Source organism: Pinisolibacter sp. DMC19 (genome assembly GCF_056313985.1).
This window is the reverse complement of record NZ_JBQUZF010000002.1, coordinates 411,990-436,505: the sequence shown is the minus strand read 5'-3', so window position 1 is coordinate 436,505 and position 24,516 is coordinate 411,990. Positions and strand designations below refer to the sequence as shown.

The window sequence follows — 24,516 nt, the reverse complement described above, 5'->3', positions numbered from 1 at the left end:
CCGCCGGGACCCGATCCCGGCCTGCGACGCGACACCGGAACTCGCCCCCGAAGGGGGGCACGGACGCGAACGGGCGGAGCATATGGCCGACATCTTCAACGAGATCGACGAGGAACTTCGCCAGGAGAAGATGAAGAAGCTCTGGGATCGCTGGGGGATCTTCATCCTGGTGGCCGCCGTCGCGATCGTCCTCGCCGTCGCCGGCTGGCGCTTCTTCGAGCACAACCGCATGAAGCAGGCCGAGGCCTTCGGCGACGCCTTCGTCGCGGCCTCGCGTCAGGCCGAGGCGGGTGACGCCAAGGCGGCCGAGGAGGCCTTCCTGGCGATCGCCGCCAAGAGCTCCGGCGGCTATCCCGCGCTCGCCGCCATGCGCGCCGCCGGTGCCCGTGCCGAGGCCGGTGAACTCTACAAGGCGCTCGCCGCCTTCGACGCGCTCGCCGCCTCCGGATCGACGCCGAAGCGCGTCGCCGAGATGGCCCGCATCCGCGCCGCCTATCTCGCCCTCGACGTCGAGGAACGTGCGGCGATCGAGGCTCGCGCCACGCCGCTGGCCGCCGCCGGCAACCCCTATCGTGCCGAGGCCGCCGAGGTTCTGGTCCTCGCCGCCTGGAAGGCCGGCGACGTCGCCGCCGCCGCCCGTCGGATCGGCGAGCTCGAAGCCGCCGCCGACACGCCCCGCGACGTTCTCGAGCGTCTCGCCGTCATCAGCGCGCTGATCAAGGCGCAAGGTTCTGCCGGAAAGGCCGATTGATGTCCCGTCTCCGTCGCCTCGCTCTTCTCGCCGCCCTCGCCGCGCCGCTCTCCGCCTGTTCCTCCACCGACGACGTCCAGGACGCCATCGCCGCGGTGAACCCGTTCGGCGACAGCAAGAAGCCGCTGCCGGGCGACCGCGTCGACGTTCTCGCCGACCAGAGCCCGCTGCAGAACGCCAAGCAGAAGCCGGTCTCGATCGGCGGCGCCCGCTCGGTCTCGGCCTGGACCTCGGTCGGCGGCCCCGCCGGCAACGACGCCGGCAACGTCGCGCTCAACGGCTCCGGCGGCACCAACACCTGGTCGACCCGCGCCGGCAACGTCGGCTCCGGCTCCTTCATGCGCGAGGACGTCCGCGCCTTCGTCGGCCCGATCGCCGTCGGCGGCCGCGCCTACGTGCTCGATCCCAACGGCAACGTGACGGCGGTCTCGCTCGCCGGCGGTACCTCCTGGACCGCCGCCCTGCGTCCGGGCGACCGCGACAACCAGGCCACCACCGGCGGTCTCGGCTCCGACGGTGCCCGCGTCTATGCCGCCACCGCCTGGGGCGACATCGTCGCGCTCGATGCCGATTCGGGCGCCAAGCTGTGGGAGAAGAAGCTCGGCGAGCCGGCCCGTTCGGCCCCCACCATCGCCGGCGGCCACATCTACGTCGTGACCCAGTCGAACACCGTCCTGGCGCTCTCCGCCGCCGACGGCACGGAGGTCTGGAACTACCGCGGCGTGCCGGAGAACGGCAACCTGCTCTCCACCAACTCGCCCGCCGTGGTCGGCGGCGTGGTGGTCGTTCCCTTCACCTCGGGCGAGATCGTCGCGCTCGACGAGAAGAAGGGCCAGCCGATCTGGAACGACAGCCTCGCCCGTGCCGGTCGCGCCTATGCCGTCTCAGGCTTCTCGACCATCTCGGCGAGCCCGGTCGTCGCCGACGGCGTCGTCTACGCCACCGGCGTCGGCAGCCGCACCGTAGCGATCGAGCTGAAGTCCGGCCGCCGCGTCTGGGACGTCGCCTTCGGCTCGGCCCACACGCCGGTCGTCTCGGGCAACGCCGTCTTCATGGTCGACCTCGACAATTCGCTGACCGCCCTCGACCGCAAGTCGGGCGAGGTCCTGTGGGCGACGCGCCTTCCGGCCACCAAGGCCAAGAAGAAGCGCACCCTCTGGGCCGGTCCGGTGCTCGCCGGCGGCAATCTCTGGCTCGCCTCCAACGAGGGCGGCCTGATCGCCGTCGACGCCGTCTCCGGCCGTGTCAGCGGCACGCAGACCGGCGGCAAGCCGGTGATGATTTCGCCCATCGCCGTTTCCGGCAAGATCCTGACGCTGGCCGCCGACGGCACGCTCTCGGCCTGGGAGTGAGTCGTTCATGTCCGCAATCGTAGCCATCGTCGGCCGGCCCAACGTCGGCAAGTCGACGCTGTTCAATCGTCTGGTCGGCAAGAAGCTGGCCCTCGTCGACGACACGCCGGGCGTCACCCGCGACCGTCGTCCCGGCGAGGCCAAGCTCGGCGACCTCACCTTCACCGCCGTCGACACCGCCGGCCTGGAAGAAGCCGACGCCGAGAGCCTGTCGGGCCGCATGCGCGCCCAGACGGAGGAGGCGATCCGCACCGCCGACGTCTGCCTCTTCGTCATCGACGCCCGTTCGGGTCTGCTGCCGCTCGACCACACCTTCGCCGAGATGCTCCGCCGCACCGACGTGCCGGTGGTGCTCGTCGCCAACAAGGCGGAAGGCAAGGTCGGCGAGGCCGGCGCCTGGGAGGCGTGGGAACTCGGCTTCGGCGATCCGATCGCCATCTCCGCCGAGCACGGCGAGGGCATGGCCGACCTCTACGGCGCGCTCCAGCCCTTCGTCGACCTGCATGACGCGGCCTCCGACGGTGAGGCGGCCGAGACCGACGTCGCCGTCTTCGACGCCGACGATGAACTCGACGAGGCGGCCGAGCGCGAGAAGCGCCGCAAGATGCCGCTGCGCATCGCCGTCACCGGTCGCCCCAACGCCGGCAAGTCGACGCTGATCAACCAGCTGATCGGCGAGGACCGCATGCTGACCGGCCCCGAGGCCGGCATCACCCGCGATTCGATCTCGGTCGACTGGGAATGGCGCGGACGTCCGGTGAAGCTGTTCGACACGGCCGGTCTGCGCCGCAAGTCGCGCGTCCAGGACAAGCTCGAGAAGCTCTCGGTCGCCGACGCGCTGCGCGCCATCCGCTTCGCCGAGGTCGTGGTGGTCTGCCTCGACGCCACCATCCCCTTCGAGAAGCAGGATCTCCAGATCGTCGATCTGGTGGTGAAGGAGGGCCGCGCCCTCGTCATCGCGCTCAACAAGTGGGATCTGATCGAGGACCGGGTCAAGGCCTGGAAGGACGCCCGCGAGACCTGCGATCGCCTGCTGCCGCAGGTCCGCGGCGTGCCGCTCGTCCGCATCTCCGGCCTGATGGGCGACGGTCTCGACGAGCTCCTCAAGGCGGTCGATCAGGTCCACGAGACCTGGAACGGCCGCGTCTCGACCTCGCGCCTCAACCGCTGGCTCGAAGGCGTGCTCGAGCGCCATCCGCCGCCGGCGGTGTCGGGTCGTCGCGTCAAGATCCGCTACGCGACGCAGGCCAAGACCCGCCCGCCGCACTTCATCGTCTTCTGCTCGCGCCCCGAGGTGCTGCCGGAGAGCTACACGCGCTATCTGGTCAACGACCTGCGCGAACGCTTCGGCTTCACCGGCATCCCGGTGCGCCTTTCGCTTCGCGGCGGCGACAACCCCTATCACGACAAGAACGAGCGGCGCTGAGGCGCCGCTCTTCGTATCGGCCCGCGGTCGTCTCGCGATCAGGCGACGGTGTCGACGAGCAGGGCCGAGGACGCGTCGCTGGGCGACGCCGCGGCGTTGGAGCCGTTGCGATCGTAGGGCGCGGTCGTCGTGCCGGCGCCGCTCAGGGCAGAGGCGAACTGCCGCATCGCCGTCGCTTCCTGTTCGGTCCCTGCCGCCTGCTCGCCGGACTTGGCCGCCTTCGCGGAGGCCTTGGCGTCGATCAGGATCTTGGCCTGATCCGCCGTCAGATTGCCGGCCTGGACCTGGGCGGCGACCAGATCGTCGAAACGCGGCCGCTTGCCGTGGGTCTCGCTCGACGTCGGCTCGGCGCTCTCCTGCTCGGCCCGTACGGTTCGGATCGCCTTCAGCGCCGACGTGGTGGCCTCGAAGTCGGCTTTCGAGATCTTGCCCTCGTCCACCTCGGCGCGGAGCACGTGGCGCACGCCGACCCTGTCGGTCGACCCCGCCGCGCCGGTGGACGCCGTCGGATTCGTCGCGATGCTGGTCATGAGGCGATCCTCGCCGTGTTCCCCCGAACACCCGCGACGATTGGACGACGAATTGGTTAAGACCCGTTGAACCACGAGACGTTCGCGGCGCAGGCGGCAGGCCTCACCCCATCGTGTGACTGTAGAGGATGCCGCAGCCGATCAGCGCCAGGCCGATGCCGGCGGCGATCTCGGCGCGGTGGCCGACGGCCTCGCCGATGCGACGGCCGGCCAGAAGCCCGATCAGCGTCATGACGAAGGTGGTCGCGCCGATGATCGGCGCGGCGACGCGAATGTCGACGTCGAGCAGCGCCAGCGACACGCCCACCGCCATGGCGTCGATCGACGTGCCGATGGCGGTGCCGATCGTGCCGAGGAGGGTGGTGGCCGGCGGCGGCTCGTCCTCGTCGCGCTGCCAGGCGTGCCAGGCCATGTGGCCGCCGACCGCGGCGAGCAGGCCGAAGGCGATCCAGTGATCGACCGCCTCGACCCAGTCGGAGAACATCCAGCCGACCGCCCAACCGATGATCGGCGTCAGCATCTCGGTGATGCCGAAGATCGCGGCGCCCTTGAGCGCCGCGCCGAAATGCGGTGCGCCGTTGGCGGCACCGCGACCGATGGCGGCGGCGAAGGCGTCGATCGACAGCCCGAGGGCGAGCACGAAGAGGGAGAGGAGAGTCATCGGGAGATCCGCATTCCGGGACGACGGGCGCACGTGACCACCCCCCGGAAAAAGGGCGTGTACGGCGCCGGTCTCGTCATCCGAGTGGGATGGCCACACCACGCGGGTCGCCCCGCGAGCCTGTTGACGTGGCCCCGCTGAAGACAGCGGCGACTACTCCCCGACGGGGCGGACCATGAAGGCTCGCCGGCCGTGGGTCAAGTCGTCATTTGCCGAGATCGTGGGCAGTCGCCTCAGGCGAGCCAGCTCTGCGACGGGTGGTCCCAGACCCTGCCCGAGACGTCGAGGGTGGGGGAGACCAGCTCCATCAGCTTGGGCACCAGCACGTCCGGCCGATCGAGCGTCTCGACGTCTTCGCCCGGCATGGCGGCCGCCCGCATCGCGGTGCGCAGCGGCCCCGGATTGATGCAGTTGACCTTGACCGCGGTGATCTCGAGCTCTTTCGCCCAGGTCGCGACCATCGCCTCGAGCGCCGCCTTCGACATGGCGTAGGGGCCCCAGAAGGCGCGGATGCGGCGGGCGGCCGACGAGGTCAGGAACACCGCGCGGCCGGCCGGCGCGAGCTTGAGGAGCGGCTCCATCGAGCGCACCAGCCGCCAGTTGGCGGTGATGTTGACGGCGACGACCTTGTCGAAGTCCTTCGGCGCGGCATGCGACAGCGGCCCCGTCGGGCCGAGCGTGCCGGCATTGCCGATCAGGATGTCGAGCTTGCCGAAGCGCTCGAAGAGCGCGCCGCCGAGCCGGTCGATCGCCGGGCCGTCGGTCAGGTCGACCGGCACCAGCGTCGCCGAGCCGCCGAAGCCGCGGATCTCGTCGTCGAGTTCCTCGAGACCGCCCTGGGTGCGGGCGACCGCCACCACGTGGGCGCCGGCCCGCGCCAGCTCCTTGGCCAGCGTGTAGCCGATGCCGCGCGAGGCACCGGTGACGAGCGCGATGCGCTCGGCGAGGGGTTTGTCGGTCATCGGCGGGATCACTCCGGCAGGCGGGGAGGGGAGGGCTCTCGCCCTCCGGTCACTGGGATTCGACCAGCAGGTCGAGCGCGCGCACGTCGCCGGCCAGCGCCCGGTCGGTCAGCCGGGTCGGATAGTCGCCGGTGAAACAGGCGTCGCAGAACTGCGGGCACTTGGCGTTGCGGTCGCTCTCGCCGACGGCGCGATAGAGACCGTCGATCGACAGGAAGGCGAGGCTGTCGACGTTGATGTAGGCGGCGAGCTCCTCGAGCGACATCCGCGCCGCGATCAGCTTGGCCTTCTCCGGCGTGTCGACGCCGTAGAAACACGGGTCGGTGGTCGGCGGCGAGGCGATGCGCATGTGCACCTCCTTGGCGCCGGCGTCGCGCACCATCTGCACGATCTTCTGCGACGTGGTGCCGCGCACGATCGAATCGTCGACCAGGATGACGCGACGCCCCTCGATCACCGAACGATTGGGATTGTGCTTCAGCTTGACGCCCATGTGGCGGATCGCGTCGGTCGGCTGGATGAAGGTACGGCCGACGTAATGATTGCGGATGATGCCGAGATCGAACGGCAGGCCCGCGGCCTCCGCGAAGCCCATGGCGGCCGGATTGCCGGAATCCGGCACCGGGATGACGACGTCGGCGGCCACCGGCGCCTCGCGCGCCAGTTCCGCGCCGATGCGCTTGCGGACCGTGTAGACGTTGGTGTCGCCGAAGACCGAATCCGGCCGGGCGAAATAGACGTATTCGAAGATGCAGAAGCGCGAGGCGGTCGGCGCGAAGGGGCGGAAGCTCTCCAGCCCCTCGTCGGTGATCACCACCATCTCGCCCGGCTCGACCTCGCGGATGACGGTGCCGCCGATGATGTCGACCGCACAGGTCTCCGACGCCAGAACGAAACAGCCATCGACGTCGCCGAGCACCAGCGGACGCACGCCGAGCGGATCGCGCACGCCGATCATCTTCTTCTCGGACATGGCGACGAAGGCATAGGCGCCCTCGATCTGGCGCAGCGCGTCGACGAAACGGTCGACCAGCGGCCCCTTCGACGAGGTCGCGGCGAGATGCAGCACCGTCTCGGTGTCGGAGGTCGACTGGAAGATCGAGCCGCGCAGCTGCAGCTGGCGCTGCAGCGTCAGCGCATTGGTGAGATTGCCGTTGTGGGCGACGGCGAAGCCGCCGCCGTGGAACTCGGCGAACATCGGCTGGACGTTGCGCAGCACCTGCGCGCCGGTCGTCGAATAGCGGGTGTGGCCGATGGCGCGGTTGCCCTTGAGGCGGGCGATCACCGCCGGCTTGGCGAAGTTGTCGCCGACGAGACCGATGTGGCGCTCGACGTGGAAGTGCTGGCCGTCGTAGGTGACGATACCGGCCGCCTCCTGGCCGCGGTGTTGCAGGGCATGCAGCCCCAGAGCCGTCAGCGCTCCCGCCTCCGGGTGCCCGTAGACGCCGAAGACGCCGCATTCGTCGTGGAAATGGTCGTCGTGCTCGTCGCCGAACGTCCAGCCGTCGCGATCCGTCATCTCGCCTCTCGCCTTCGCCCGTGGGTCGTCTTCAATGGCCGATCGCGCCGCCCGGGTCCGAGCGACGCTCCCGTCGTTTCGTGCATCCGATCAGGGCGTGCGGCCCTGGGATCCGATCATCTGCTCGAGCTGCTTCTTCTCGCCGTTGCGATAGATCGGCGCCTCGCCGGTCTTGCCGGGCGCCACGCCCGGCTCGGCCGGCGCGCCCTCGTCGGCCGGCGCCTTGGGCTTGAGCTTCTTGAGGATGATCTCCTCGGCGTTCTCCGGCAGGGCCGCGAGCAACTTGGCGCCGAGCGCATCGAGGATCGGCTTCGACTTGGCCGCCGCCACCCAGTGGGGCTGCTGCTGGACCGGAACGAAGCCGTTGAAGAACTGGATGGCGACGACCAACAGCAGCAGGCCGCGCGCCGCGCCGAAGATGAAGCCGAAGGTGCGGTCGAGCGCGCCGAAGGCACTGTCGAGCACGAAGTCGGAGATCTTCATCGTCACCCAGCTGGCGAACAGCAGGGTGACCAGGAACAGGCCGCCGATGGTGGTGATCGTCGCCACCATGTCGTTCGGCACGTAGACCTTCACGGTCGGCAGCATCTGCTTGTAGAACAGCACCGCCACGATCGCGGCCGCGGCCCAGGCGCCGATCGACAGCACTTCCCGCAGGAAACCGCGGTACATCGCGAGCAGCGCCGAGACCAGCACGACGACGACGACGATTCCGTCGAGAAGCGTGATGAAATCCATCGTTTCAGACCTCGTCCGACCCGATCGCCGCCCGGTCGCCCAGGACCCGTCGATCGATCTCGTTCCCCGAACCGCCCGTCGGCGACGACGCCGCGACGGAGGCAACGACGATTGCGGCGGTGGAGAGCCTCTCCGTCGCCTTTCGCCGACGTTTCGATACGCGACGCGGCGCCGCCGGTCCAGCCCGAAAACGTCGGTCTCGCGTCCCTGTGACGTTCCTGCGACGCGAGGAGCCGTCGACGGGGCCGGCCCGAGCCGTCACACCGATCGGATATTCTCGCCCCGCGCCGCCACCCGCGGCCGTTCCTCGGCGGTGCGATGGACGATGCGCCCGCCCGATCCGGCGGCGATCCGCGCCACGAGGCCGGCGAGCACGTCGATCTCGGCGACGTCGAGGCTGGTCGCGGGCTCGGGGCGCCCTTTGCGCTCCTCGCCGCCGCCCTTCTCGCCGGTCGAGCCGGCGGGTGCGACCGCGGCGCGGAAGCCGAGCCGCTCGGCCTCCTTCAGCCGGGCGTCGCCGCGCGCCACGGGTCGAACGGCGCCGGAGAGCCCGACTTCGCCGAAGAACACGCTCTCCGGCGGCAGGGGGGCGCCCGAGAGCGAGGAGACGAGCGCGGCGGCAACCGCGAGATCGGCCGCCGGTTCGGCGATGCGCAGGCCGCCGGCGACGTTGAGATAGACGTCGTGGCTGCCGAGCCTGAGGCCGCAATGGGCCTCGAGCACGGCGAGGATCATCGACAGCCGATTGCCGTCCCAGCCGACCACGGCGCGCCGGGCGGTGCCGAGCGCCGTCGGGGCGACCAGTGCCTGGATCTCCACGAGCAGCGGTCGCGAGCCCTCCATGCCGGCGAAGACGGCGGTGCCGGGCGAGCGCCCGTCGCGTTCGCCGAGGAAGAGTTCCGACGGATTGGCGACCTCGCGCAGGCCGGCGCCCGACATTTCGAAGACGCCGATCTCGTCGGTCGCGCCGAATCGGTTCTTGACCGAGCGCAGCACGCGGAACTGCCGCGCCCCGTCGCCTTCGAAATAGAGCACCGCGTCGACCATGTGCTCGACCACGCGCGGGCCGGCGATCTGGCCGTCCTTGGTGACGTGGCCGACGAGGACGACGGTGGCGCCGCTGCCCTTGGCGTAGCGGATCAGCGCCTGCGCCGCGGTGCGCACCTGGGTGACCGTGCCGGGGGCCGAATCGGCGAGTTCGGTCCACAGCGTCTGGATGGAATCGATGACGACCAGCGCCGGCGTCGGCCCTGCCGAGAGCGTCGCCAGAATGTCCTCGACCGAGGTCTCGGCGGCGAGCGCCACCGGCGCCGCCGACAGGCCCAGTCGCTCGGCCCGGAGCCGCACCTGCCCGATCGCCTCTTCGCCCGAGACGTAGACGACACGGTGGCCGGCATCCGCGAGCTTGGCGGCGGCCTGAATCAGCAGCGTCGACTTGCCGATGCCGGGGTCGCCGCCGACCAGGATCGCCGAGCCGCGGACGAACCCGCCGCCGGTCACCCGGTCGAGCTCGCCGATGCCCGAGGCGATGCGCGGTGCCTCCTTGGCCTCGCCCGACAGCGCCACCAGCGGCACGACACGGCCGCGTTTGGTCGAGACCGCGATCGCCGTCGGTGCGCCGCCGACGCCGCCCGCGCCGCCGTCGACCTCCTCGACGATCGTGTTCCACTCGCCGCACCCGTCGCAGCGCCCCGCCCAACGCGCGGTGACCGAACCGCAGTTCTGGCAGACGAAACGGGTGGTGCGCTTGGCCATGGGATCTCCTCTTGACGTCGGCGGCGAGATTGGCATGATGTTCTTGTTTTGTACAGGGGGGGGCGACGATGATCGCGGTGGAAGAAAAACGCGCCCGCTTTCGCGCCCTCCACGGCGAGGGCTGCTTCGTCCTGCCCAACCCGTGGGACCTCGGCAGCCTGCGGCGGCTGGAGGCCGCGGGCTTCTCCGCCGTCGCCTCGACCTCGTCGGGTCTCGCCTGGTCGCTCGGCAGGTCCGATGGCGAGGTGAGCCGCGACGAGGTGCTCGATCATCTCGCCCGCCTCGCCGCCGCGACCGATCTGCCGGTCAACGCCGACTTCGAGGACGGCTACGCCACGGGTCTCGACGAACTTGCCGCCAATGTCGCCGCGGCGGTCGCGACCGGCATCGCCGGCCTGTCGATCGAGGACCAGCGCGGCGGGCGGCTCTTTGATGCGAGCGAGGCGGTTGAACGGCTGACCGCGGCGCGTGAGGCGATCGCCGCGACCGGCGCCGACGTGATGCTGATCGGCCGCGCCGAGGGGATCCTGCTCGGCACGGCTAACCTCGCCGACACGGTCGAGCGGCTCGTCGCCTATGCCCAGGCCGGCGCCGACTGTCTCTACGCGCCCTGCCTGTCGGACCTCGGCGCGGTCGCCGAAGTGGTCGCGGCGGTGGCGCCGAAGCCGGTCAACGTGCTGCTCTGGGCTGATCTCCGGGTCGACGCTCTCGCGCGGGCGGGCGTGCGTCGTGTCAGCCTCGGCGGTGCGCTCGCCGCCGCCGCCTGGAAGGGTTTCGACGGTGCCGTGCGGCTGCTCGTCGAGGAAGGGCGCGTCGCCCCGCGCGATCCGGCGTTCTGCTGAGGGGTGTCGTCACAGTGCCGTCGCGACCGGCGGCGGCACGTAGGCTGCGCGGGCGGCGCGGATCTCTGCCTGGTTGTCGACCGCCCAGACGATCATCGCGACGAGCGGTTCCTGCATCGAGCGGCCGAGATCGGTCAGCGCGTAGTCGACGCGTGGCGGGATGGTCGGATGGACGGTGCGGCTGACCAGCCCGTCCTGCTCCAGCCGGCGCAGCGTCTGGGCGAGCATGCGTTGCGAGATGTCCTCGATGCGGCGGCGGATCTCGGTGAAGCGCAGCGTGCCGTCGGCGAGCGTCCGGAGCACCAGCACCGTCCAGCGATCGCCGAGCCGATCGAGAACGTCGCGGATCGGGCAGTCGTTCGCGTCGCAGGCCTTCGACCGATGCAGCGTCATGTCTCTCTCCTCGCGGCGCTCTTGCCGCCCGCGGGCGATGCTCGGTTACGCCGATGATACCGACGAACATTTCGCTCCCTTCTTGCGGCGGGATCGCGTGTCGGTTCCAAATATATACCGACATACGATCCGTAAGTCGATCCCGAACCGTATTCCTCATCCGAAGCGAGAGCAGCCCCCATGAGCAAGAAGACCCTCGTCATCCTCGCCCATCCCGACCTTTCGAAGTCGAAGATCAACGCCGCCTGGGCGAAGGCGGCCGCCGCCGCCGGCGACGTCACCGTCCACGATCTCTACCGCGCCTATCCCGACGGCAAGATCGACGTCGCCGCCGAACAGGCGCTGGTGCGCGCCCATGATCGCGTGATTTTCCAGTTCCCGATGTTCTGGTTCTCGACGCCGGCGCTGCTCAAGCAGTGGTTCGACGACGTCCTCGCCTACGGCTTCGTCTACGGGCCCGGCGGTGACGCGCTCGAGGGCAAGGCGATCGGCGTCGCGGTCTCGACCGGCGGCAAGGCCGACGCCTATCGCGCCGGCGCCCAGAATGCCTGGACGCTCGACGAGCTGCTGCGTCCGATCCAGGGCATCGCCCGCTTCGTCCGCGCCGAATATCTGCCGGTCTTCACCCTGCAGGGTGCGATGTGGGGCCTCTCCGACGACCAGATCGCCGCCAGCGCCGCCGCCTATGCCGACTGGCTGGTCGACCGCGAGGAAGCGCTCGCCGCGTGATCGGATCATCGTCGTCGAACCGTCGTCGAATGGGTGTACGGCCCCCGTTCGACGACGGGGGGCGAGATGAGCGGCGACGAGGGCGAGGTGTTGGCGGTGGCGGCGCACGACGCCCATGCCTTTTCCAAACGTCCGATGGCGGAGATCCGCCTTCTCGCGGGTCTCGGCGTCGAAGGTGACGCCCATTGCGGTCGGACGGTACGGCATCGTTCGCGCGTCGCCGTCGATCCGACGCAGCCCAATCTCCGGCAGATTCATCTGATCCAGAGCGAACTCTTCGACGAACTCGCGCCGAAGGGTTTCGCGTTGTCGCCGGGTGATCTCGGCGAGAACGTGCTGACGCGCGGGGTCGATCTTCTCGCCATGCCCGTCGGGACGCGTCTGACGATCGGCGCCGCCGCCGTCGTCACGCTGACCGGCCTGCGCAATCCCTGCGCTCAGATCGAACATTTCCGCAAGGGTCTGCTCGCCGCCGTGCTCGATCGCGCCGAAGACGGAACGCTTCTGCGCAAGGCGGGCGTCATGGGTCTGGTCGTCGTCGGTGGCATCGTGCGGCCCGCAGACCGGATCACGGTCGAGCGGCCACCGCGCCCATGGGCACGGCTCGAACGGGTCTGAAGCGTCAGCGCTCGACGCGCTCGTAGCGGCGGCCGAGGCTGGTCAGCACCTCGTAGTCGATCGTGCCCATGGCGCTCGCGACCTCCTGCAGCGTGACGTGCGGCCCGATCAGCTCGACCCGGTCGCCCCGCGCCGCGGCGCTCACGTCGGTGACGTCGACGACGAGCAGATCCATCGAGATCCGCCCGAAGATCGGCACCGAGACCCCGTGGAGGACGCCGCGTCCACCGCCACCCGCGTCCGATGAGGAGGCCGTGCGATGGAAGCCGTCGGCATAGCCGACCGAGAGCACCGCCAGCCGCGTCGGCCGCTTGGTCGTCCGCCGTGCGCCGTAGCCGACGCTCTCGCCTTCGGGCACGTCGCGGATCTGCAGGATCGTCGCCTCGAGCGTGACGACCGGCCGCATCGGCGAGGCCTCGCCGGAGCGGATCGCCCCGCCGTAGAGCGCGACGCCGGGCCGCACCAGATCGAAATGGTAGTCGGGCGAGAGGAACACCCCGGCCGAATTGGCGAGCGACGCCTGGAGTCCGGCAAAGAGCGGCCGGATCGACCGGAACCGCTCGAGCTGCGTGCGGTTCAGCGGATGCTCCGGCTCGTCGGCACAGGCGAGATGGCTCATCACCACGACGGCGCCGCTCGCCGCGACGAGATCGCCGCGTGCCGCGAAGGCGCGGGCTTCCGCGAGGCTCAGCCCGTGGCGGTTCATACCGGTGTCGACATGGACCGCGGAGGGAAGCGGCCCGCCGTGCGCCCGGCCGAAGGTGGCCCAGTCCTCGATCTCCGGCATCGAGCCGAGCACGGGCGCGAGCCGATGCGCGGCGAGCGTCGCCTCGGTGCCGGTGAGAAGGCCGTTGAGGACGAAGATCCGTGCCGTCGCGTCGCCCAGCGCCGCGCGCACGGCGACGCCCTCGCCGACATGGGCGACGAAGAACGTGTCGCAGCCGTCGGCGGCGAGCGCGCGTGCCGCTTCCGCCGCGCCGGTGCCGTAGGCATCCGCCTTGATCACGCCGGCCGCGGGCACGCCGCGGGTCTCGGCGAGGATGCGTCGTCGATTGGCGACGATGGCGGCAGTGTCGACGAGGAGGCGAGTCGGGCGGGGGCAGGCGTCGGTCATGGCGGGAGGGAGCGTCCAAAAACCGGCGACGTCAAGGCGAGGCGACGCCGATCTCGCCGTCGTGGGAAGCGGATCTGCACGCGGCCTCTTTTCCTGCCCGCGCGAACATGTTCCGTTCGGGGCCGAGGACGAGACCCATGACGACGCCCGATCATCCGCCCGCAGAACCCGACGCCCCGCCCGCGCCCGTGTGGACGCGGCGCGCCTCCGTCGCCTTCCTGCGCATCAACGTGGCGCTGTTTCTCTCCGGCTACGCGATCTTCTCGCAGCTCTACTGCGTCCAGCCGCTGCTGCCCGATCTCGCCCGTGTCTTCTCGCTCTCGGCGGCCGAGAGCTCGCTCGCCCTGTCGGTCTCGACCGGCTGCCTCGCCGTCTCGATCGTCGCCGCCGGCGCCCTGTCGCGTGGCCTCGGGCGCAAGCCGCTGATGTTCGCCTCGCTGATCGTCGCGGCGCTGCTCGAGGTCGCGGTCGCCTTCGCCCCGACCTGGCCGGTGCTGCTGGTGCTCCGTGCGCTCGAGGGTCTGGCGCTCGGCGGTGCGCCGGCCGTCGCCATGGCCTATCTCGCCGAGGAAATCGAGCCGGCCGGCCTCGGCACGGCGATGGGCCTCTACATCGGCGGCAACGCGGCGGGCGGCATGGCGGGGCGCGTCGTCACCGGCCTCGTCGCCGAACATTCCGACTGGCGCATGGCGCTCGCCGCGATCGGCGTGCTCGGCCTCCTCGCCGCCCTCGGCTTCCTCGCGCTCCTGCCGGCCTCGCGCAACTTCCGCCCGGAGCCGAGCCGAGGGCTCGCGCCCCACGTCGCCGCCTGGGGCCGCCACCTGCGCGACCCCGGCCTCCTGGCGCTCTTCGCGATCGCCTTCCTCGCCATGGGCGGCTTCGTCAGCGTCTACAACTACGTCGGCTTCCGCCTGATGGCGCCGCCCTACGGGCTCGGTCAGGCGGCGGTCGGCGCCATCTTCACCGTCTATCTCGCCGGCATCGTCGCCTCGCCGTTGGCGGGTGCGAGCGCCGACCGCTTCGGCCGGGCGAAGGTACTCGCCGCCGGCATCGCGCTGTCGGGCGCCGGCCTGTTGCTGACGCTCGCTGCCCCCCTCGCGCTCGTCGTCGTCGGCATCGCGCTGCTGACCGCCGGCTTCTTCGCCGCCCACACGGTCGCCGGCGGCTGGGTCGGGGCGCGGGCGAAGGCCGACAAGGCGCACGCCTCCTCGCTCTACCTGCTCGCCTACTACCTCGGCTCGTCGGTTCTCGGCGCGCTCGGCGGCCATTTCTGGGAATGGGGCGCCTGGGCCGGCGTGGTCGGCTTCGTCGGCCTGCTGCACGTCGGGCAACTGGCGTCACAATGGGTGATTGCCAAAACGGATTGAGCAACCGAATATTCGCGGGCTTCCCATGCCACGGAGCCCCCGATGCCATTGCCTGCTCGAGACGGAACTCTCGGATCCGAAGTCGTCCGCGAACTGCGAGATCGCCTCGTCGGCCACGCGCGAGCCGGGCACACCGTCAGCTATTCGGAGCTGGTGCGAGGGCTCGCCTCCGCACCGCTTTCCGCCGATGACCCGCGTCTCTACCGAATTCTCGAAGAGATCTCGATCGAGGAGGATGCGGCCGGCCGCGGCATGCTCTCGGTTCTGGTCGTCCACAAGAGCGGGGATCGTCGACCGGGGACCGGGTTCTTCGAACTGGCACGAAAACTCGGCCGCAGCGTTTCTTCGCCATCGGCTCGGGAAACGACATGGATCGTCGAGACGACCAAGGTCTTCGATGCCTGGAAGAAGCGCTGACGCCCACCCTCACTCGTGCCGGTCGGGCACGAAGTCCTCGCGGGCGAGGTCGGAGAAGCGGGTGTATTCGCCGGCGAAGTGCAGTTCCACCGACCCCGTCGGTCCGTGACGCTGCTTGCCGACGATGACTTCGGCGATGCCGCGCATGCGGTTGAACTTCTCTTCCCACTTGAACCAGGCGTCGGTGCCCTTTTCCTGCGGCTCCTGGTTCTTGAGATAGTATTCTTCGCGATAGACGAACATGACGACGTCGGCGTCCTGCTCGATCGAGCCGGATTCGCGAAGGTCGGCGAGCTGCGGCCGCTTGTCTTCGCGGTTTTCAACCTGACGCGACAGCTGTGACAGCGCCACGATCGGCACGTTCAGCTCTTTCGACAGCGCCTTCAGGCCGGTGGTGATCTCGGTGATCTCCTGCACGCGGTTGTCGCCCTTCTTGGACGAGCCGGTGAGCAGCTGGAGGTAGTCGACGATCAGCACGTCGAGCCCCTTCTGCCGCTTGAGGCGGCGGGCGCGGGCGGCGAGCTGGGCGATCGAGATGCCGCCGGTCTGGTCGACGTAGAGCGGCACCGACTGCATCATCTGCGAGGCGCCGACCAGTTTCTCGAACTCGGCATCGGAGATGTCGCCGCGGCGGATCTTGTTCGACGGGATCTCGGCCTGCTCGGAGAGAATACGCGTGGCGAGCTGTTCCGAACTCATTTCCAGCGAGAAGAAGCCGACGATGCCGCCGTCGATCGTCTCCAGCGTGCCGTCGGCGCGCTCCTCGGCGCGATAGGCGGCGGCGATGTTGAAGGCGATGTTGGTGGCGAGCGACGTCTTGCCCATGGCGGGACGGCCGGCGAGGATCACCAGATCCGAGCGCTGCAGACCGCCGAGACGGGCATCGAGCGAGGAAATGCCGGTCGAGATGCCCGAGAGCTTGCCCTGCCGCTGGAAGGCGGCAGCCGCCATCTCGATCGAGCCGCGCAGCGCGTCCGAGAAGGTGACGAAGCCGCCGTCGTAGCGCCCGGCCTCGGCCAGTTCGAACAGCCGCCGCTCGGCGTCCTCGATCTGGGCGCGCGGCGGCATGTCGACCGGCGCGTCATAGGCGATGTTGACCATGTCCTCGCCGATGCGGATCAGGTTCCGTCGGGTGGCGAGTTCCTGGACGACGCGGCCGTAGTCTTCGGCGTTGATGATCGTCGTGGCGTCGGAGGCGAGCCGCAGCAGATACTGCGTCGGGCTCATGTCGGCGATGTTCTGATCGGCCGGGAAGAAGGTCTTGAGCGTGATCGGCGAGGCGGTCTTGCCGGCGCGGATCATCAACCCGATGCGCTCGTAGATCTCCTTGTGCGGCTCCAGGAAGAAATGCGCCGCTTCGAGGAAGTCGGAGACGCGATAGTAGGTCTCGTTGTTGACGAGGATCGCGCCGAGCAGCTGGCGTTCGGCCTCGACGTTGTGCGGAGCGGTACGGGCGAGCGCCGGGACGGTGTCCTCGACGCGACGGACGGGCGGCTTCATCGGGCGGGCGGCTTTCTCGGGAGACCGGCTTTTTCGGGTTCACGGTTTCTTAACCGCGTGCCCGCGCCCACGGAAGTCATCCCGTCGTCATACCCGCTCGTCCACAGGATTGATGGCCCGCGCCGACGAGACGCCTTGACCCGTGCAGGCTGCAGATGGGGGGCTCAGATCGCGCCCTCGGCCACCGCGCGGCACATCATGCCGCGGACCAGCCGGCGGTGGATCGGCCCCACGGGAAGCATGTAGAGCCGGCCGAGGAGGTTGTGGCGCTTCAACACCATGACGATCGCCGCCTTCTCCTCGCCGGCTTCGGCGAAGCGCAGGATCGACAGGCGGAAGTCGAGATGGGCGTCGTCGATGCCGAGGATCAACTCGTCGGGATGGACCGCGACGACGGGGAAGATCCCGACGCGATCGCCGACCGCGGGTTCCGCGGGCATGGGCCGATCGGCGAAGGCGCCGACGGTGGTGAGGCCGAACGGCGCGACGATCCGGTCGCGTAGCTGCAGCGCCGCGTCGAGCCACACCGGGGCGCGGCCTATCGTTGCGCGGAAGACCGCGATCGGCGTCACGTCGGGGCGCGACACCGGCGCCTCCCAGCAGTCGATCCAGTCGGCCCAGTCGCGTGCCGCCGCGGCGAGGCGCGAGACTTCGGGAACGGGGCGGCTCGTCACGCGATCGGGGGAGGGCATCGGCGGATCTCCTTCGTCACCGGCATCGCACGGACGTCGCCAAACGAAAAGAGCCGGGCGTCGCCGCCCGGCTCTCTCGTCTCGTCCCACAGGTGGGATCGCGGGGGCTTTCGCCCGGGCCGCGATCAGTCCTCGCTGTGATAGCCTTCTTCGTCGGTGATCGGGCCGACTTCGCGCTCGAACAGGTTGTCGTCCTCGCGAACCAGCACTTCCTCGCCGCGGGCCTGACGCTCGGCTTCGTCGGCCGAACGGGCGACGTTGACGGTCACGGTCGCTTCGACTTCCGGATGCAGCTGGATGGCGACCTGATGCAGGCCGATGGCCTTGATCGGGGCCTTCAGCTCGACCTGACCGCGCTCGACGGTGAAGCCGCCGGCGGCCACGAGGTCGGCCACGTCACGGGCCGAGACGGAGCCGTAGAGATGGCCCATCTCGCCGGCCGAGCGCACGACGACGAAGGACTTGCCGTCGAGCTTCTCGAACACCGCCTGAGCTTCGGCCTTGCGCTCGAGGTTGCGGGCCTCGAGCTGGACCTTCTGGGTCTCGAAATAGGCGCGGTTGGCCTTGTTGGCGCGCATGGCCTTGCCGCGCGGCAGCAGGAAGTTGCGGGCGTAGCCGTCCTTGACCTTGACGACGTCGCCCATCTGGCCGAGGCGGCCGATACGTTCCAGCAGGATCACTTCCATGGGTCTTCTCCGTTTCGATGTGTGGGGTTTGGAATTCAGGTTCGGTCGGCGTCGCCGGGCGTCGGGCGCCGGCGCAGGCCGAGGAAGGTTTCGGCGATCCCCGCCAGCGCCATCACCAGCGCTGCGATGGGGAAGAGCAGGACGAGGCCGTAGGCCGTCGCCCGGAGGATCCACCGCATGTCGGTGGCGCGCGTCACGTGGGTGAGCAGCCCCATGCCGACCAGGAACAGCGGCGCGAAGGCCGCACCCGCCGCGATCGAGGCGAGCACGCCGAGCGAGCCCGGCACGAAGGCGCCGGCGAAGGCGGCGGCGAAGACGAGGCCGACGATCGGCGAGATCTCGACCATCGCCAGATCCTCGCGCGGCCGATCGACCCGGCCGAAACGGCGCAGCACGCGCAGCGCGATCACCAGATCGAGCGCCAGCACCAGAGTCCAGAAGGCCGGGAAGAAGGCAGGCATCAGCCGGACGGAGGCGAAGATCAGCGGCTCGATCGCCATCGCGTCGGGCATCTGGGTCGCCGGTGTGCCGGCGGCGACCAGCATCTCGCGGAAGGCGGCGACCACTTCGTGGCCGGTGCGGACGGGATCGAAGCCGATGCCGAGCGCGCCGAGCGCGGTGGCGATCGCCATGACGACGGCGGCGATGGTGACGATCCGGCCGGCCGGGAACCAGAAGCCGTCGTCGTCGCGCTCGACCAGACCCGACAGCACCAGCGCCGGAACGCCGGCGGCGCCGAGCGAGACGAGGGCGGCGGGCGTGCCCAGTTCGAAGACCAGCACCAGCGCGGCCGTCATGACCGCCGCGGCCGCCGCGATCGGGCCGAAGCCGAGGCCGGCCGCCATGATCGGCAGCGGCGAAGCGGCGAAGAGGGGAACGGTGAGAACGCTTCCGCCGACCAGAGACGCGAACAGGAGCGCCGAGCCGAGGCCCGCGCCGACGCCGATCACGATGGATGTTGCGGTGTTCGTGTTCTTCATCGAAGTCCAGCTGTCCCGTCTCGTGCCCGAGAGCGGTTAGAGGCGCCACGCACCCCAGCCCGATCGTTCCGACGACGTGTCGTGGCCCGTCGTGTTCGCCACCTCGCGAGGAGGAAAAGGGGGAGCGGTGCCCGCTCCCCCGATGTCGTCACGCGGCGCGAAGGCCGCGTCGGATCACTTGATCACGAACGGCAGAAGGCCGACGAAGCGGGCGCGCTTGATCGCCTTGGCGAGCTCGCGCTGCTTCTTGGCGGAGACCGCCGTGATGCGGGACGGGACGATCTTGCCGCGCTCGGAAACGAAGCGCTGCAGGAGCTTGACGTCCTTGTAGTCGATCTTCGGCGCATTGGCGCCCGAGAACGGGCAGGTCTTGCGACGACGGAAGAAGGGCCGGCGGGCCTGCTGGGTCGATTCGGCCATCACGCGTTCTCCTCCTCACCGAACTCTTCGTCACGACGCGGGCCGCGATCGCGGCGCGGGCCACGGTCACCACGGTCGCCGCGGTCGGGGCGATCGCCGCCACGGCGGTCGTCGCGACGCTCGTCGCGGTCACGCTTCTGCAGCATGACGGACGGGCCTTCCTCGAGCTCGTCGACGCGGATGGTCAGCGAACGCAGGACGTCTTCCGAGAGGCGCTGCTGGCGCTCGATCTCGGCGACGGCGGCGGCCGGCGCGTCGATGTTCATCAGCGCGTAGTGCGCCTTGCGGTTCTTCTTGATGCGATAGGCGAGGGACTTGAGGCCCCAGTTCTCGACCTTGGTGACCTGGCCACCGAGGCCCTCGACGATCGACTTGTACTGCGCGATCAGCGTATCGACGGCCTGCGTCGACACGTCCTGGCGCGCCAGGAAAACGTGCTCGTAGAGCGGCATGGATGTTCCTTCCTCGTTGCTCGACGGACCCGTCGGGTCCGTCTTCCGTCGATCGCGGCGCATAGCCTCTCGGGGAGCCTCACGAGGAAGACCCCGAAAACCATTGACCTGACGGAGAGCGGAGACACGGGACGACGGGTCTCGGATGAGACCCTGTCGCGTCGATTCTTCGAGGATTTCTCCCGAAAAACGGCACGACCGTCCGTTCAGCCCCCGGCCGAACGTCCGACGGAATGGGTGGGTTCTACGGATTTTTCGGCCGAATGCAAGGAGAAAGGCGCCGTTTCTCCCTCGTGGTCTAGACGATCGCGGCATGTACGCGCACGAGGCTTCTCGTTACATCGGTTTCGAGGGACGCGGCAGGGGCGGACGGTCGCGTCGCCGACGAGGGGGGAGAGACACCATGAAGCGCAACAGAGCGCGCGGACCGTTCCATCGGCTGCACAAGAGGGTCTGGAACCTCTCGCGCTTCCTGCGCAAGACGCTGTGGTTCATGCGGCGCACCGGCGCACCCTGGCCGCTCGTCGCCCGCAACTTCGTCGACGGCTTCGCCCGCGAGGCGATCGAACGCGAGTATTTCGACGCCAAGGCGGCCTTCGTCGCCAAGACCGAGACGCTCGACTTCTCCGGCCGCTGGTTCGTCGACCACGTGCCGATGTGGCTGTCGGTCGTCCGCGAGACCGGGCTCGATCGTCGCGACGCCGTCGAGGCCCTCGAGATCGGCAGTTGGGAGGGCATGTCGAGCCTCTTCCTGCTCGACACCCTGCCGCAGGCGCGGCTGACCTGCGTCGACACCTGGAGCGGCGGCGACGAGCACCACGACGCCGATCACGGCGTCGTCGCCGAAATGTCCCGCGTCGAGGCCCGTTTCGATCGCAACAACGCCGCTCACGCCGGGCGAATCGTCAAGTTCAAGGGCTATTCGCGCGACTATTTCGCCGTCCATCGCGATCAGGAACGCTTCGATTTCATCTATGTCGACGGGTCGCACTTCGCCGACGACGTGGTCCACGACGCCTTCGATGCATTCGCCGCGCTGAAGGTCGGCGGCGTCATGATCTTCGACGACTACCTCTGGCGCTACTATTCCGATCCGCTCGACAACCCGGCCTCCGCCGTCGCCGCGCTGGTGCGGATCAAGGCCGGTTCCTGCCGGATCTTGCATGCCTATCAGCAGGTCGTTCTCGTCAAGACCGGCAAGGGCCACTCCGAGCCGCGCGGCTGACGCGCGGCGTTCGGGACGTGTTCGCCGGTCGATTCGAAAATTCATGTATCAAAAATTGTAAAAACCCATCGAACTTTACTTTCCGGCGACTTTCGTCTGAGGCGTCGGGGTGTTTTCACGTATGGAACATAACGCGAGAACGTTTTCTCTACGTGTTTCTATTGTACATTGGTGCTGATACTGGACGGGCCGACCGAAATTTCAGCACCGTAATTCGTCGCGTCAACGATTGGTTAATCGTGAGGATCGAGGATCCGTCAAAACAACGACCAGCGGATTCTTCGCCATGAACATCCATTCCATCGGTACGCGCGTCATGGTCCTGTCGACCGTCTGTGTCCTTGCCGCGACGGGCGCGCTGCTCGGCTACGGCATCGTCGCCGGCAACCGCAGCGCCCGCAACGTCGACGCGACCGTCGGCGATCTGCTCGACCGGACCAGCCGCGAGTCGCTCGAGCGCCTCGCCGCCCATCAGGCCGGCACCATCCGCACCGAGGTCGACAGCGCCTTCGACGCCGCCCGCAACATGGCCCGAGCGCTCGAGACCATCGCCGCCGACGAGGCGAGCGGCGGCACCGAGCGCGGCCTGCGCCGCAAGCAGCTCAACACGGTTCTCCTGAAGGTGCTCGAAGACAATCCGCGCTTCAACGGCACCTACAGCGCCTGGATGCCCAACGCCCTCGACGGCAACGACTTCGCCAACGTCGGCGCCAAGAAGGTGGGTTCCGACGATACCGGCCGCGCGCTGCCCTATTGGACGCGCGACGCCGCCGGCAAGATCGCGCTCCAGCCGCTGGTCGAATACGACAGCCGCGACCTCCACCCGAACGGCGTGATGAAGGGCGGTTGGTTCCTCAAGCCGCAGGAGACCGGTCGCGAGAACATCCTGGCGCCGCTGCCCTACATCGTGCAGGGCAAGGCGGTCTATCTCGCCACCATGTCGGTTCCGATCAAGATCGGCGGCCACTTCGCCGGCGTCGCCGGTGCCGACTTCGACCTCTCCTTCGTCCAGCGCCTGGCCGAGAAGGTCGACAGCTCGATCTACAACGGCAAGGGCACGGTCACGATCGTCTCCTCGACCGGTCTGGTGATCGCTTCCTCGGGTCACCCGGAAGCCATCGGCGGGCCGCTCTCGGCGATCGACAAGAACGCCAAGACCGATCTCGCGGCGATCAAGGACGGCAAGGCGCTGATCACGCACGACTCCGCGTCCGACGCCCTCACCATCTTCTCGCCGATTCCCCTCGGCCGCACCGGCGACACCTGGTCGGTGATGGTCGACGTGCCGCGCACCGACGTCATGGCCGAGGCCGCGCGTCTGTCGCAGGCCCTCTCCGACCAGTCGAACGCCGACCTGCGCAACCAGCTGATGGTCGGCCTCGCCGTCGCCGTCGCCGCGCTGATCGCCATGGCGCTCGTCGGCCGCGGCATCGCCGATCCGATCCGCCGCCTCACCGCGGCGCTCGAGAAGCTCGCCGCCCGTGAGACCATCGACTCGATCGCCGGTTCCGACCGTCGCGACGAGATCGGCGACATCGCCCGCGCCGTCGACCGCATCCGCGTCGGCGTCGAACAGGAAGCGCTCGAGAAGAACGCCCAGGCCGAGACCGAGCGTCTGCGCCGCGAAGCCGAACGTCGCGACACGATGGCCCGCCTCGCCGACGAGTTCGAGCGCACCATGGGCGAGGTCGTCACCGGCGTCGTCGACGCCTCCGGCCACCTCCGCGATGCCGCCACCACCATGACCGGCGCCACCGCCCGCGTGCAGACCCAGTCCTCGATGGCGGCGACCGCCTCCGGCGCGGCCTCGGTCAACGTCGAGACCGTCGCCTCGGCGGCGGAAGAACTCTCCGCCTCGATCGGCGAGATCAAGCGTCAGGTCGACGAATCGGCCCATGTCGCCTCGATCGCCGCCCGCGATGCCGAAGCCACCGCCGCCAAGGTTCGCGAACTGTCGAACTCGGCGCAGAAGATCGGTCTGGTGGTCGATCTGATCTCCAACATCGCCGGCCAGACCAACCTGCTCGCCCTCAACGCGACCATCGAGGCCGCCCGCGCCGGTGAAGCCGGCAAGGGTTTCGCGGTCGTCGCCGCGGAAGTGAAGCAGCTCGCCGACCAGACCTCGAAGGCCACTTCGGAGATCGCCACCCAGATCGGCGAGATCCAGACCTCGACGCAAGGGTCGGCCGCCGCGATCGTCGAGATCACCGGCACGATCGACAAGATGAACCGCATCGCGGCCACCATCGCGGCTTCCGTCGACCAGCAGGGCGCGGCCACCCGCGAGATCGCCCACAACGTCACCCAGGCGTCGTCGGGCACCCGGCAGGTCACCTCGAACGTCGGCGCGATCGATCGTGCCGCCGGCGAGACCGCCGAGGCCGCCGACGTGGTCATGCACTCGGCCGAAGGCCTGGTGCGCCAGTCCGACACGCTGCGCGAGGTGCTGAACCGCTTCCTCGCCACCGTCCGCGCTGCCTGACGTCGCGACTTCCTCCTCGTCGCGCGACGCCGGGAAACGAAAGAAGCCGCCGGAGATCTCCGGCGGCTTCTTTTTCTCGTCGTTCCCGTGCGGGGATCGCTGCTTGGCTCACACTGCCGCCGGGCCGCCCAGCGCCACGGCGATGCCGGCCCAGTGACAGCCGGCGGCAACCGCGACGAAGCCGTGCCAGATGGCGTTCTGGTACTTCAGCCGTTCCCACTTGTAGAAGACGACGCCGATCGAATAGAGCGCGCCGCCGATCGCCACCAGGATCATCGTCGCCGTCGGCAGCGAGGCGATCAGCGGTCCGAGCGCGATCACCACGACCCAGCCGAGCAGCAGGTAGAGCGCGATCGACAGCCGATCGAGCCGGCCGGGCAGGGCGAGCTTGAGGATCGTGCCGCCGAGCGCACCGATCCAGACGAGCGCGATCAGCGTCCAGGCCCAGAAGCGGTCGTCGAGGCGGACCAGCAGCGCCGTGTAGGTGCCGGCGATCATGACGTAGATCGCGGAATGGTCGAATCGCCGCAGCAGCCACTTCAGCGACGACGGCGGCGTCATGTTGTAGGCACATGAAAAGCCGAACATCAGGAAGAAGCCGAGGGCGTAGATGCCCAGGGCGACCGCGTCGCTCGCCGCCCCCGTCGCCACGACCCGCGCGAAGAGCACGGGAAAGGCGACGATGCCTGCGAGAATGGCGAGACCGTGCACCACACCGTCGGCGACCAGTTCGCCCTGGCTGTAGACACGTTTGAACAGACGCGGATGGTTCTCGGGAAGCGACATGCCGACCCCTCGGAAGAATGACGACGGTTGCCAGCATACATCATCGGAACCGGCATGAGGATGACGAATACGTATATGACATGAGACGGCGTCGCCGGAGGTCGTCGATGCGATTTTCG

General features: G+C 69.2%; 25 protein-coding genes. 10 read left to right on the top strand and 15 right to left on the bottom strand.

Annotated features, from left to right (window positions below):
* Nucleotides 1–82 precede the first annotated feature (82 nt).
* From ACT53U_RS06475 to der, 3 genes are read left to right on the top strand one after another with little or no spacing between them, the layout of a single operon-like run.
* Nucleotides 83–751 (top strand): tetratricopeptide repeat protein, encoded by a 669-nt coding sequence (locus tag ACT53U_RS06475; protein WP_476153609.1) that lies wholly within the window; start codon nucleotides 83–85, stop codon nucleotides 749–751.
* Nucleotides 751–2,103 carry an outer membrane protein assembly factor BamB family protein gene (locus ACT53U_RS06470; RefSeq protein WP_476153608.1) on the top strand — a complete coding sequence of 451 codons (1,353 nt, stop codon included), beginning with the start codon at nucleotides 751–753 and terminating at the stop codon, nucleotides 2,101–2,103. Before ACT53U_RS06475 ends, ACT53U_RS06470 begins: the two co-directional genes overlap by 1 nt.
* Nucleotides 2,104–2,110: 7 nt before the next feature.
* Nucleotides 2,111–3,529, top strand: coding sequence for a ribosome biogenesis GTPase Der (gene der / locus ACT53U_RS06465; RefSeq protein WP_476153607.1), 1,419 nt, complete (start codon nucleotides 2,111–2,113; stop codon nucleotides 3,527–3,529).
* 38 nt (nucleotides 3,530–3,567) lie between these two features.
* Here the strand turns inward: der and ACT53U_RS06460 are convergent, their stop codons facing one another.
* The 6 genes from ACT53U_RS06460 to radA form a co-directional block, all read right to left on the bottom strand.
* Nucleotides 3,568–4,059, bottom strand: a complete 492-nt coding sequence (locus ACT53U_RS06460; RefSeq protein ID WP_476153606.1) for a hypothetical protein — start codon at nucleotides 4,057–4,059, stop codon at nucleotides 3,568–3,570.
* Between the two features lie 103 nt (nucleotides 4,060–4,162).
* Nucleotides 4,163–4,720, bottom strand: coding sequence for a manganese efflux pump MntP (locus tag ACT53U_RS06455; protein ID WP_476153605.1), 558 nt, complete (start codon nucleotides 4,718–4,720; stop codon nucleotides 4,163–4,165).
* Nucleotides 4,721–4,953: 233 nt separating this feature from the next.
* Complete coding sequence (locus tag ACT53U_RS06450) at nucleotides 4,954–5,682, bottom strand: SDR family NAD(P)-dependent oxidoreductase (protein ID WP_476153604.1); 729 nt, start codon at nucleotides 5,680–5,682, stop codon at nucleotides 4,954–4,956.
* Nucleotides 5,683–5,731: 49 nt separating this feature from the next.
* Nucleotides 5,732–7,201, bottom strand: a complete 1,470-nt coding sequence (purF, locus tag ACT53U_RS06445) for an amidophosphoribosyltransferase (protein WP_476153603.1) — start codon at nucleotides 7,199–7,201, stop codon at nucleotides 5,732–5,734.
* Between the two features lie 90 nt (nucleotides 7,202–7,291).
* Nucleotides 7,292–7,939, bottom strand: coding sequence for a CvpA family protein (locus tag ACT53U_RS06440; protein WP_476153602.1), 648 nt, complete (start codon nucleotides 7,937–7,939; stop codon nucleotides 7,292–7,294).
* 258 nt (nucleotides 7,940–8,197) lie between these two features.
* A complete protein-coding gene (gene radA / locus ACT53U_RS06435; protein WP_476153601.1) occupies nucleotides 8,198–9,694 on the bottom strand; it encodes a DNA repair protein RadA in 1,497 nt (498 codons plus the stop codon).
* Nucleotides 9,695–9,762: 68 nt separating this feature from the next.
* On the opposite strand from radA, the gene ACT53U_RS06430 reads away from it, so the two are divergent.
* Complete coding sequence (locus ACT53U_RS06430; protein WP_476153600.1) at nucleotides 9,763–10,536, top strand: isocitrate lyase/PEP mutase family protein; 774 nt, start codon at nucleotides 9,763–9,765, stop codon at nucleotides 10,534–10,536.
* Between the two features lie 9 nt (nucleotides 10,537–10,545).
* On the opposite strand, the gene ACT53U_RS06425 is transcribed toward ACT53U_RS06430, so the two are convergent.
* Nucleotides 10,546–10,929, bottom strand: a complete 384-nt coding sequence (locus ACT53U_RS06425) for a winged helix-turn-helix transcriptional regulator (RefSeq protein WP_476153599.1) — start codon at nucleotides 10,927–10,929, stop codon at nucleotides 10,546–10,548.
* Between the two features lie 180 nt (nucleotides 10,930–11,109).
* Between ACT53U_RS06425 and ACT53U_RS06420 the strand changes: the two genes are divergently transcribed.
* The gene (locus ACT53U_RS06420; RefSeq protein ID WP_476153598.1) at nucleotides 11,110–11,658 is read left to right on the top strand and encodes an NAD(P)H-dependent oxidoreductase; all 549 of its coding nucleotides are present in this window, start codon (nucleotides 11,110–11,112) and stop codon (nucleotides 11,656–11,658) included.
* A gap of 66 nt (nucleotides 11,659–11,724) precedes the next feature.
* The gene (locus tag ACT53U_RS06415; protein WP_476153597.1) at nucleotides 11,725–12,276 is read left to right on the top strand and encodes an MOSC domain-containing protein; all 552 of its coding nucleotides are present in this window, start codon (nucleotides 11,725–11,727) and stop codon (nucleotides 12,274–12,276) included.
* 4 nt (nucleotides 12,277–12,280) lie between these two features.
* Here the strand turns inward: ACT53U_RS06415 and alr are convergent, their stop codons facing one another.
* Nucleotides 12,281–13,390 (bottom strand): alanine racemase, encoded by a 1,110-nt coding sequence (gene alr / locus ACT53U_RS06410; protein WP_476153596.1) that lies wholly within the window; start codon nucleotides 13,388–13,390, stop codon nucleotides 12,281–12,283.
* A gap of 137 nt (nucleotides 13,391–13,527) precedes the next feature.
* Between alr and ACT53U_RS06405 the strand changes: the two genes are divergently transcribed.
* Both ACT53U_RS06405 and ACT53U_RS06400 read left to right on the top strand, forming a co-directional pair.
* The gene (locus ACT53U_RS06405; protein ID WP_476153595.1) at nucleotides 13,528–14,757 is read left to right on the top strand and encodes an MFS transporter; all 1,230 of its coding nucleotides are present in this window, start codon (nucleotides 13,528–13,530) and stop codon (nucleotides 14,755–14,757) included.
* Between the two features lie 42 nt (nucleotides 14,758–14,799).
* Complete coding sequence (locus ACT53U_RS06400) at nucleotides 14,800–15,174, top strand: hypothetical protein (RefSeq protein WP_476153594.1); 375 nt, start codon at nucleotides 14,800–14,802, stop codon at nucleotides 15,172–15,174.
* A gap of 9 nt (nucleotides 15,175–15,183) precedes the next feature.
* On the opposite strand, the gene ACT53U_RS06395 is transcribed toward ACT53U_RS06400, so the two are convergent.
* The 6 genes from ACT53U_RS06395 to rpsF form a co-directional block, all read right to left on the bottom strand.
* Nucleotides 15,184–16,674 (bottom strand): replicative DNA helicase, encoded by a 1,491-nt coding sequence (locus ACT53U_RS06395; protein ID WP_476153593.1) that lies wholly within the window; start codon nucleotides 16,672–16,674, stop codon nucleotides 15,184–15,186.
* Between the two features lie 164 nt (nucleotides 16,675–16,838).
* On the bottom strand, nucleotides 16,839–17,366 hold the full coding sequence (locus ACT53U_RS06390; protein ID WP_476153592.1) for a DUF2867 domain-containing protein: 528 nt from the start codon (nucleotides 17,364–17,366) through the stop codon (nucleotides 16,839–16,841).
* A gap of 125 nt (nucleotides 17,367–17,491) precedes the next feature.
* On the bottom strand, nucleotides 17,492–18,052 hold the full coding sequence (gene rplI / locus ACT53U_RS06385; protein WP_476153591.1) for a 50S ribosomal protein L9: 561 nt from the start codon (nucleotides 18,050–18,052) through the stop codon (nucleotides 17,492–17,494).
* A gap of 35 nt (nucleotides 18,053–18,087) precedes the next feature.
* Nucleotides 18,088–19,032, bottom strand: a complete 945-nt coding sequence (locus tag ACT53U_RS06380; protein WP_476153590.1) for a DUF2232 domain-containing protein — start codon at nucleotides 19,030–19,032, stop codon at nucleotides 18,088–18,090.
* A 174-nt stretch (nucleotides 19,033–19,206) separates the two neighbouring features.
* On the bottom strand, nucleotides 19,207–19,452 hold the full coding sequence (gene rpsR / locus ACT53U_RS06375) for a 30S ribosomal protein S18 (protein ID WP_476135895.1): 246 nt from the start codon (nucleotides 19,450–19,452) through the stop codon (nucleotides 19,207–19,209).
* Nucleotides 19,452–19,904, bottom strand: a complete 453-nt coding sequence (gene rpsF / locus ACT53U_RS06370) for a 30S ribosomal protein S6 (protein ID WP_476153589.1) — start codon at nucleotides 19,902–19,904, stop codon at nucleotides 19,452–19,454. The genes rpsR and rpsF overlap by 1 nt, the downstream gene beginning before the upstream one ends.
* A 403-nt stretch (nucleotides 19,905–20,307) precedes the next feature.
* On the opposite strand from rpsF, the gene ACT53U_RS06365 reads away from it, so the two are divergent.
* Both ACT53U_RS06365 and ACT53U_RS06360 read left to right on the top strand, forming a co-directional pair.
* Nucleotides 20,308–21,129, top strand: a complete 822-nt coding sequence (locus ACT53U_RS06365; protein ID WP_476153588.1) for a class I SAM-dependent methyltransferase — start codon at nucleotides 20,308–20,310, stop codon at nucleotides 21,127–21,129.
* Nucleotides 21,130–21,415: 286 nt separating this feature from the next.
* Nucleotides 21,416–23,611, top strand: coding sequence for a methyl-accepting chemotaxis protein (locus ACT53U_RS06360; protein WP_476153587.1), 2,196 nt, complete (start codon nucleotides 21,416–21,418; stop codon nucleotides 23,609–23,611).
* A 108-nt stretch (nucleotides 23,612–23,719) separates the two neighbouring features.
* On the opposite strand, the gene trhA is transcribed toward ACT53U_RS06360, so the two are convergent.
* A complete protein-coding gene (gene trhA, locus ACT53U_RS06355) occupies nucleotides 23,720–24,397 on the bottom strand; it encodes a PAQR family membrane homeostasis protein TrhA (protein ID WP_476153586.1) in 678 nt (225 codons plus the stop codon).
* Nucleotides 24,398–24,516: the final 119 nt, after the last annotated feature.

Excerpts from the sequence above, each read along its gene's own strand:
- ACT53U_RS06475 (WP_476153609.1), top strand. The coding sequence starts at position 83 with ATGGCCGACATCTTCAACGAGATCGACGAGGAACTTCGCCAGGAGAAG.
- ACT53U_RS06470 (WP_476153608.1), top strand. The coding sequence starts at position 751 with ATGTCCCGTCTCCGTCGCCTCGCTCTTCTCGCCGCCCTCGCCGCGCCG.
- der (WP_476153607.1), top strand. The coding sequence starts at position 2,111 with ATGTCCGCAATCGTAGCCATCGTCGGCCGGCCCAACGTCGGCAAGTCG.
- ACT53U_RS06460 (WP_476153606.1), bottom strand. The coding sequence starts at position 4,059 with ATGACCAGCATCGCGACGAATCCGACGGCGTCCACCGGCGCGGCGGGG.
- ACT53U_RS06455 (WP_476153605.1), bottom strand. The coding sequence starts at position 4,720 with ATGACTCTCCTCTCCCTCTTCGTGCTCGCCCTCGGGCTGTCGATCGAC.
- ACT53U_RS06450 (WP_476153604.1), bottom strand. The coding sequence starts at position 5,682 with ATGACCGACAAACCCCTCGCCGAGCGCATCGCGCTCGTCACCGGTGCC.
- purF (WP_476153603.1), bottom strand. The coding sequence starts at position 7,201 with ATGACGGATCGCGACGGCTGGACGTTCGGCGACGAGCACGACGACCAT.
- ACT53U_RS06440 (WP_476153602.1), bottom strand. The coding sequence starts at position 7,939 with ATGGATTTCATCACGCTTCTCGACGGAATCGTCGTCGTCGTCGTGCTG.
- radA (WP_476153601.1), bottom strand. The coding sequence starts at position 9,694 with ATGGCCAAGCGCACCACCCGTTTCGTCTGCCAGAACTGCGGTTCGGTC.
- ACT53U_RS06430 (WP_476153600.1), top strand. The coding sequence starts at position 9,763 with ATGATCGCGGTGGAAGAAAAACGCGCCCGCTTTCGCGCCCTCCACGGC.
- ACT53U_RS06425 (WP_476153599.1), bottom strand. The coding sequence starts at position 10,929 with ATGACGCTGCATCGGTCGAAGGCCTGCGACGCGAACGACTGCCCGATC.
- ACT53U_RS06420 (WP_476153598.1), top strand. The coding sequence starts at position 11,110 with ATGAGCAAGAAGACCCTCGTCATCCTCGCCCATCCCGACCTTTCGAAG.
- ACT53U_RS06415 (WP_476153597.1), top strand. The coding sequence starts at position 11,725 with ATGAGCGGCGACGAGGGCGAGGTGTTGGCGGTGGCGGCGCACGACGCC.
- alr (WP_476153596.1), bottom strand. The coding sequence starts at position 13,390 with ATGACCGACGCCTGCCCCCGCCCGACTCGCCTCCTCGTCGACACTGCC.
- ACT53U_RS06405 (WP_476153595.1), top strand. The coding sequence starts at position 13,528 with ATGACGACGCCCGATCATCCGCCCGCAGAACCCGACGCCCCGCCCGCG.
- ACT53U_RS06400 (WP_476153594.1), top strand. The coding sequence starts at position 14,800 with ATGCCATTGCCTGCTCGAGACGGAACTCTCGGATCCGAAGTCGTCCGC.
- ACT53U_RS06395 (WP_476153593.1), bottom strand. The coding sequence starts at position 16,674 with ATGAAGCCGCCCGTCCGTCGCGTCGAGGACACCGTCCCGGCGCTCGCC.
- ACT53U_RS06390 (WP_476153592.1), bottom strand. The coding sequence starts at position 17,366 with ATGCCCTCCCCCGATCGCGTGACGAGCCGCCCCGTTCCCGAAGTCTCG.
- rplI (WP_476153591.1), bottom strand. The coding sequence starts at position 18,052 with ATGGAAGTGATCCTGCTGGAACGTATCGGCCGCCTCGGCCAGATGGGC.
- ACT53U_RS06380 (WP_476153590.1), bottom strand. The coding sequence starts at position 19,032 with ATGAAGAACACGAACACCGCAACATCCATCGTGATCGGCGTCGGCGCG.
- rpsR (WP_476135895.1), bottom strand. The coding sequence starts at position 19,452 with ATGGCCGAATCGACCCAGCAGGCCCGCCGGCCCTTCTTCCGTCGTCGC.
- rpsF (WP_476153589.1), bottom strand. The coding sequence starts at position 19,904 with ATGCCGCTCTACGAGCACGTTTTCCTGGCGCGCCAGGACGTGTCGACG.
- ACT53U_RS06365 (WP_476153588.1), top strand. The coding sequence starts at position 20,308 with ATGAAGCGCAACAGAGCGCGCGGACCGTTCCATCGGCTGCACAAGAGG.
- ACT53U_RS06360 (WP_476153587.1), top strand. The coding sequence starts at position 21,416 with ATGAACATCCATTCCATCGGTACGCGCGTCATGGTCCTGTCGACCGTC.
- trhA (WP_476153586.1), bottom strand. The coding sequence starts at position 24,397 with ATGTCGCTTCCCGAGAACCATCCGCGTCTGTTCAAACGTGTCTACAGC.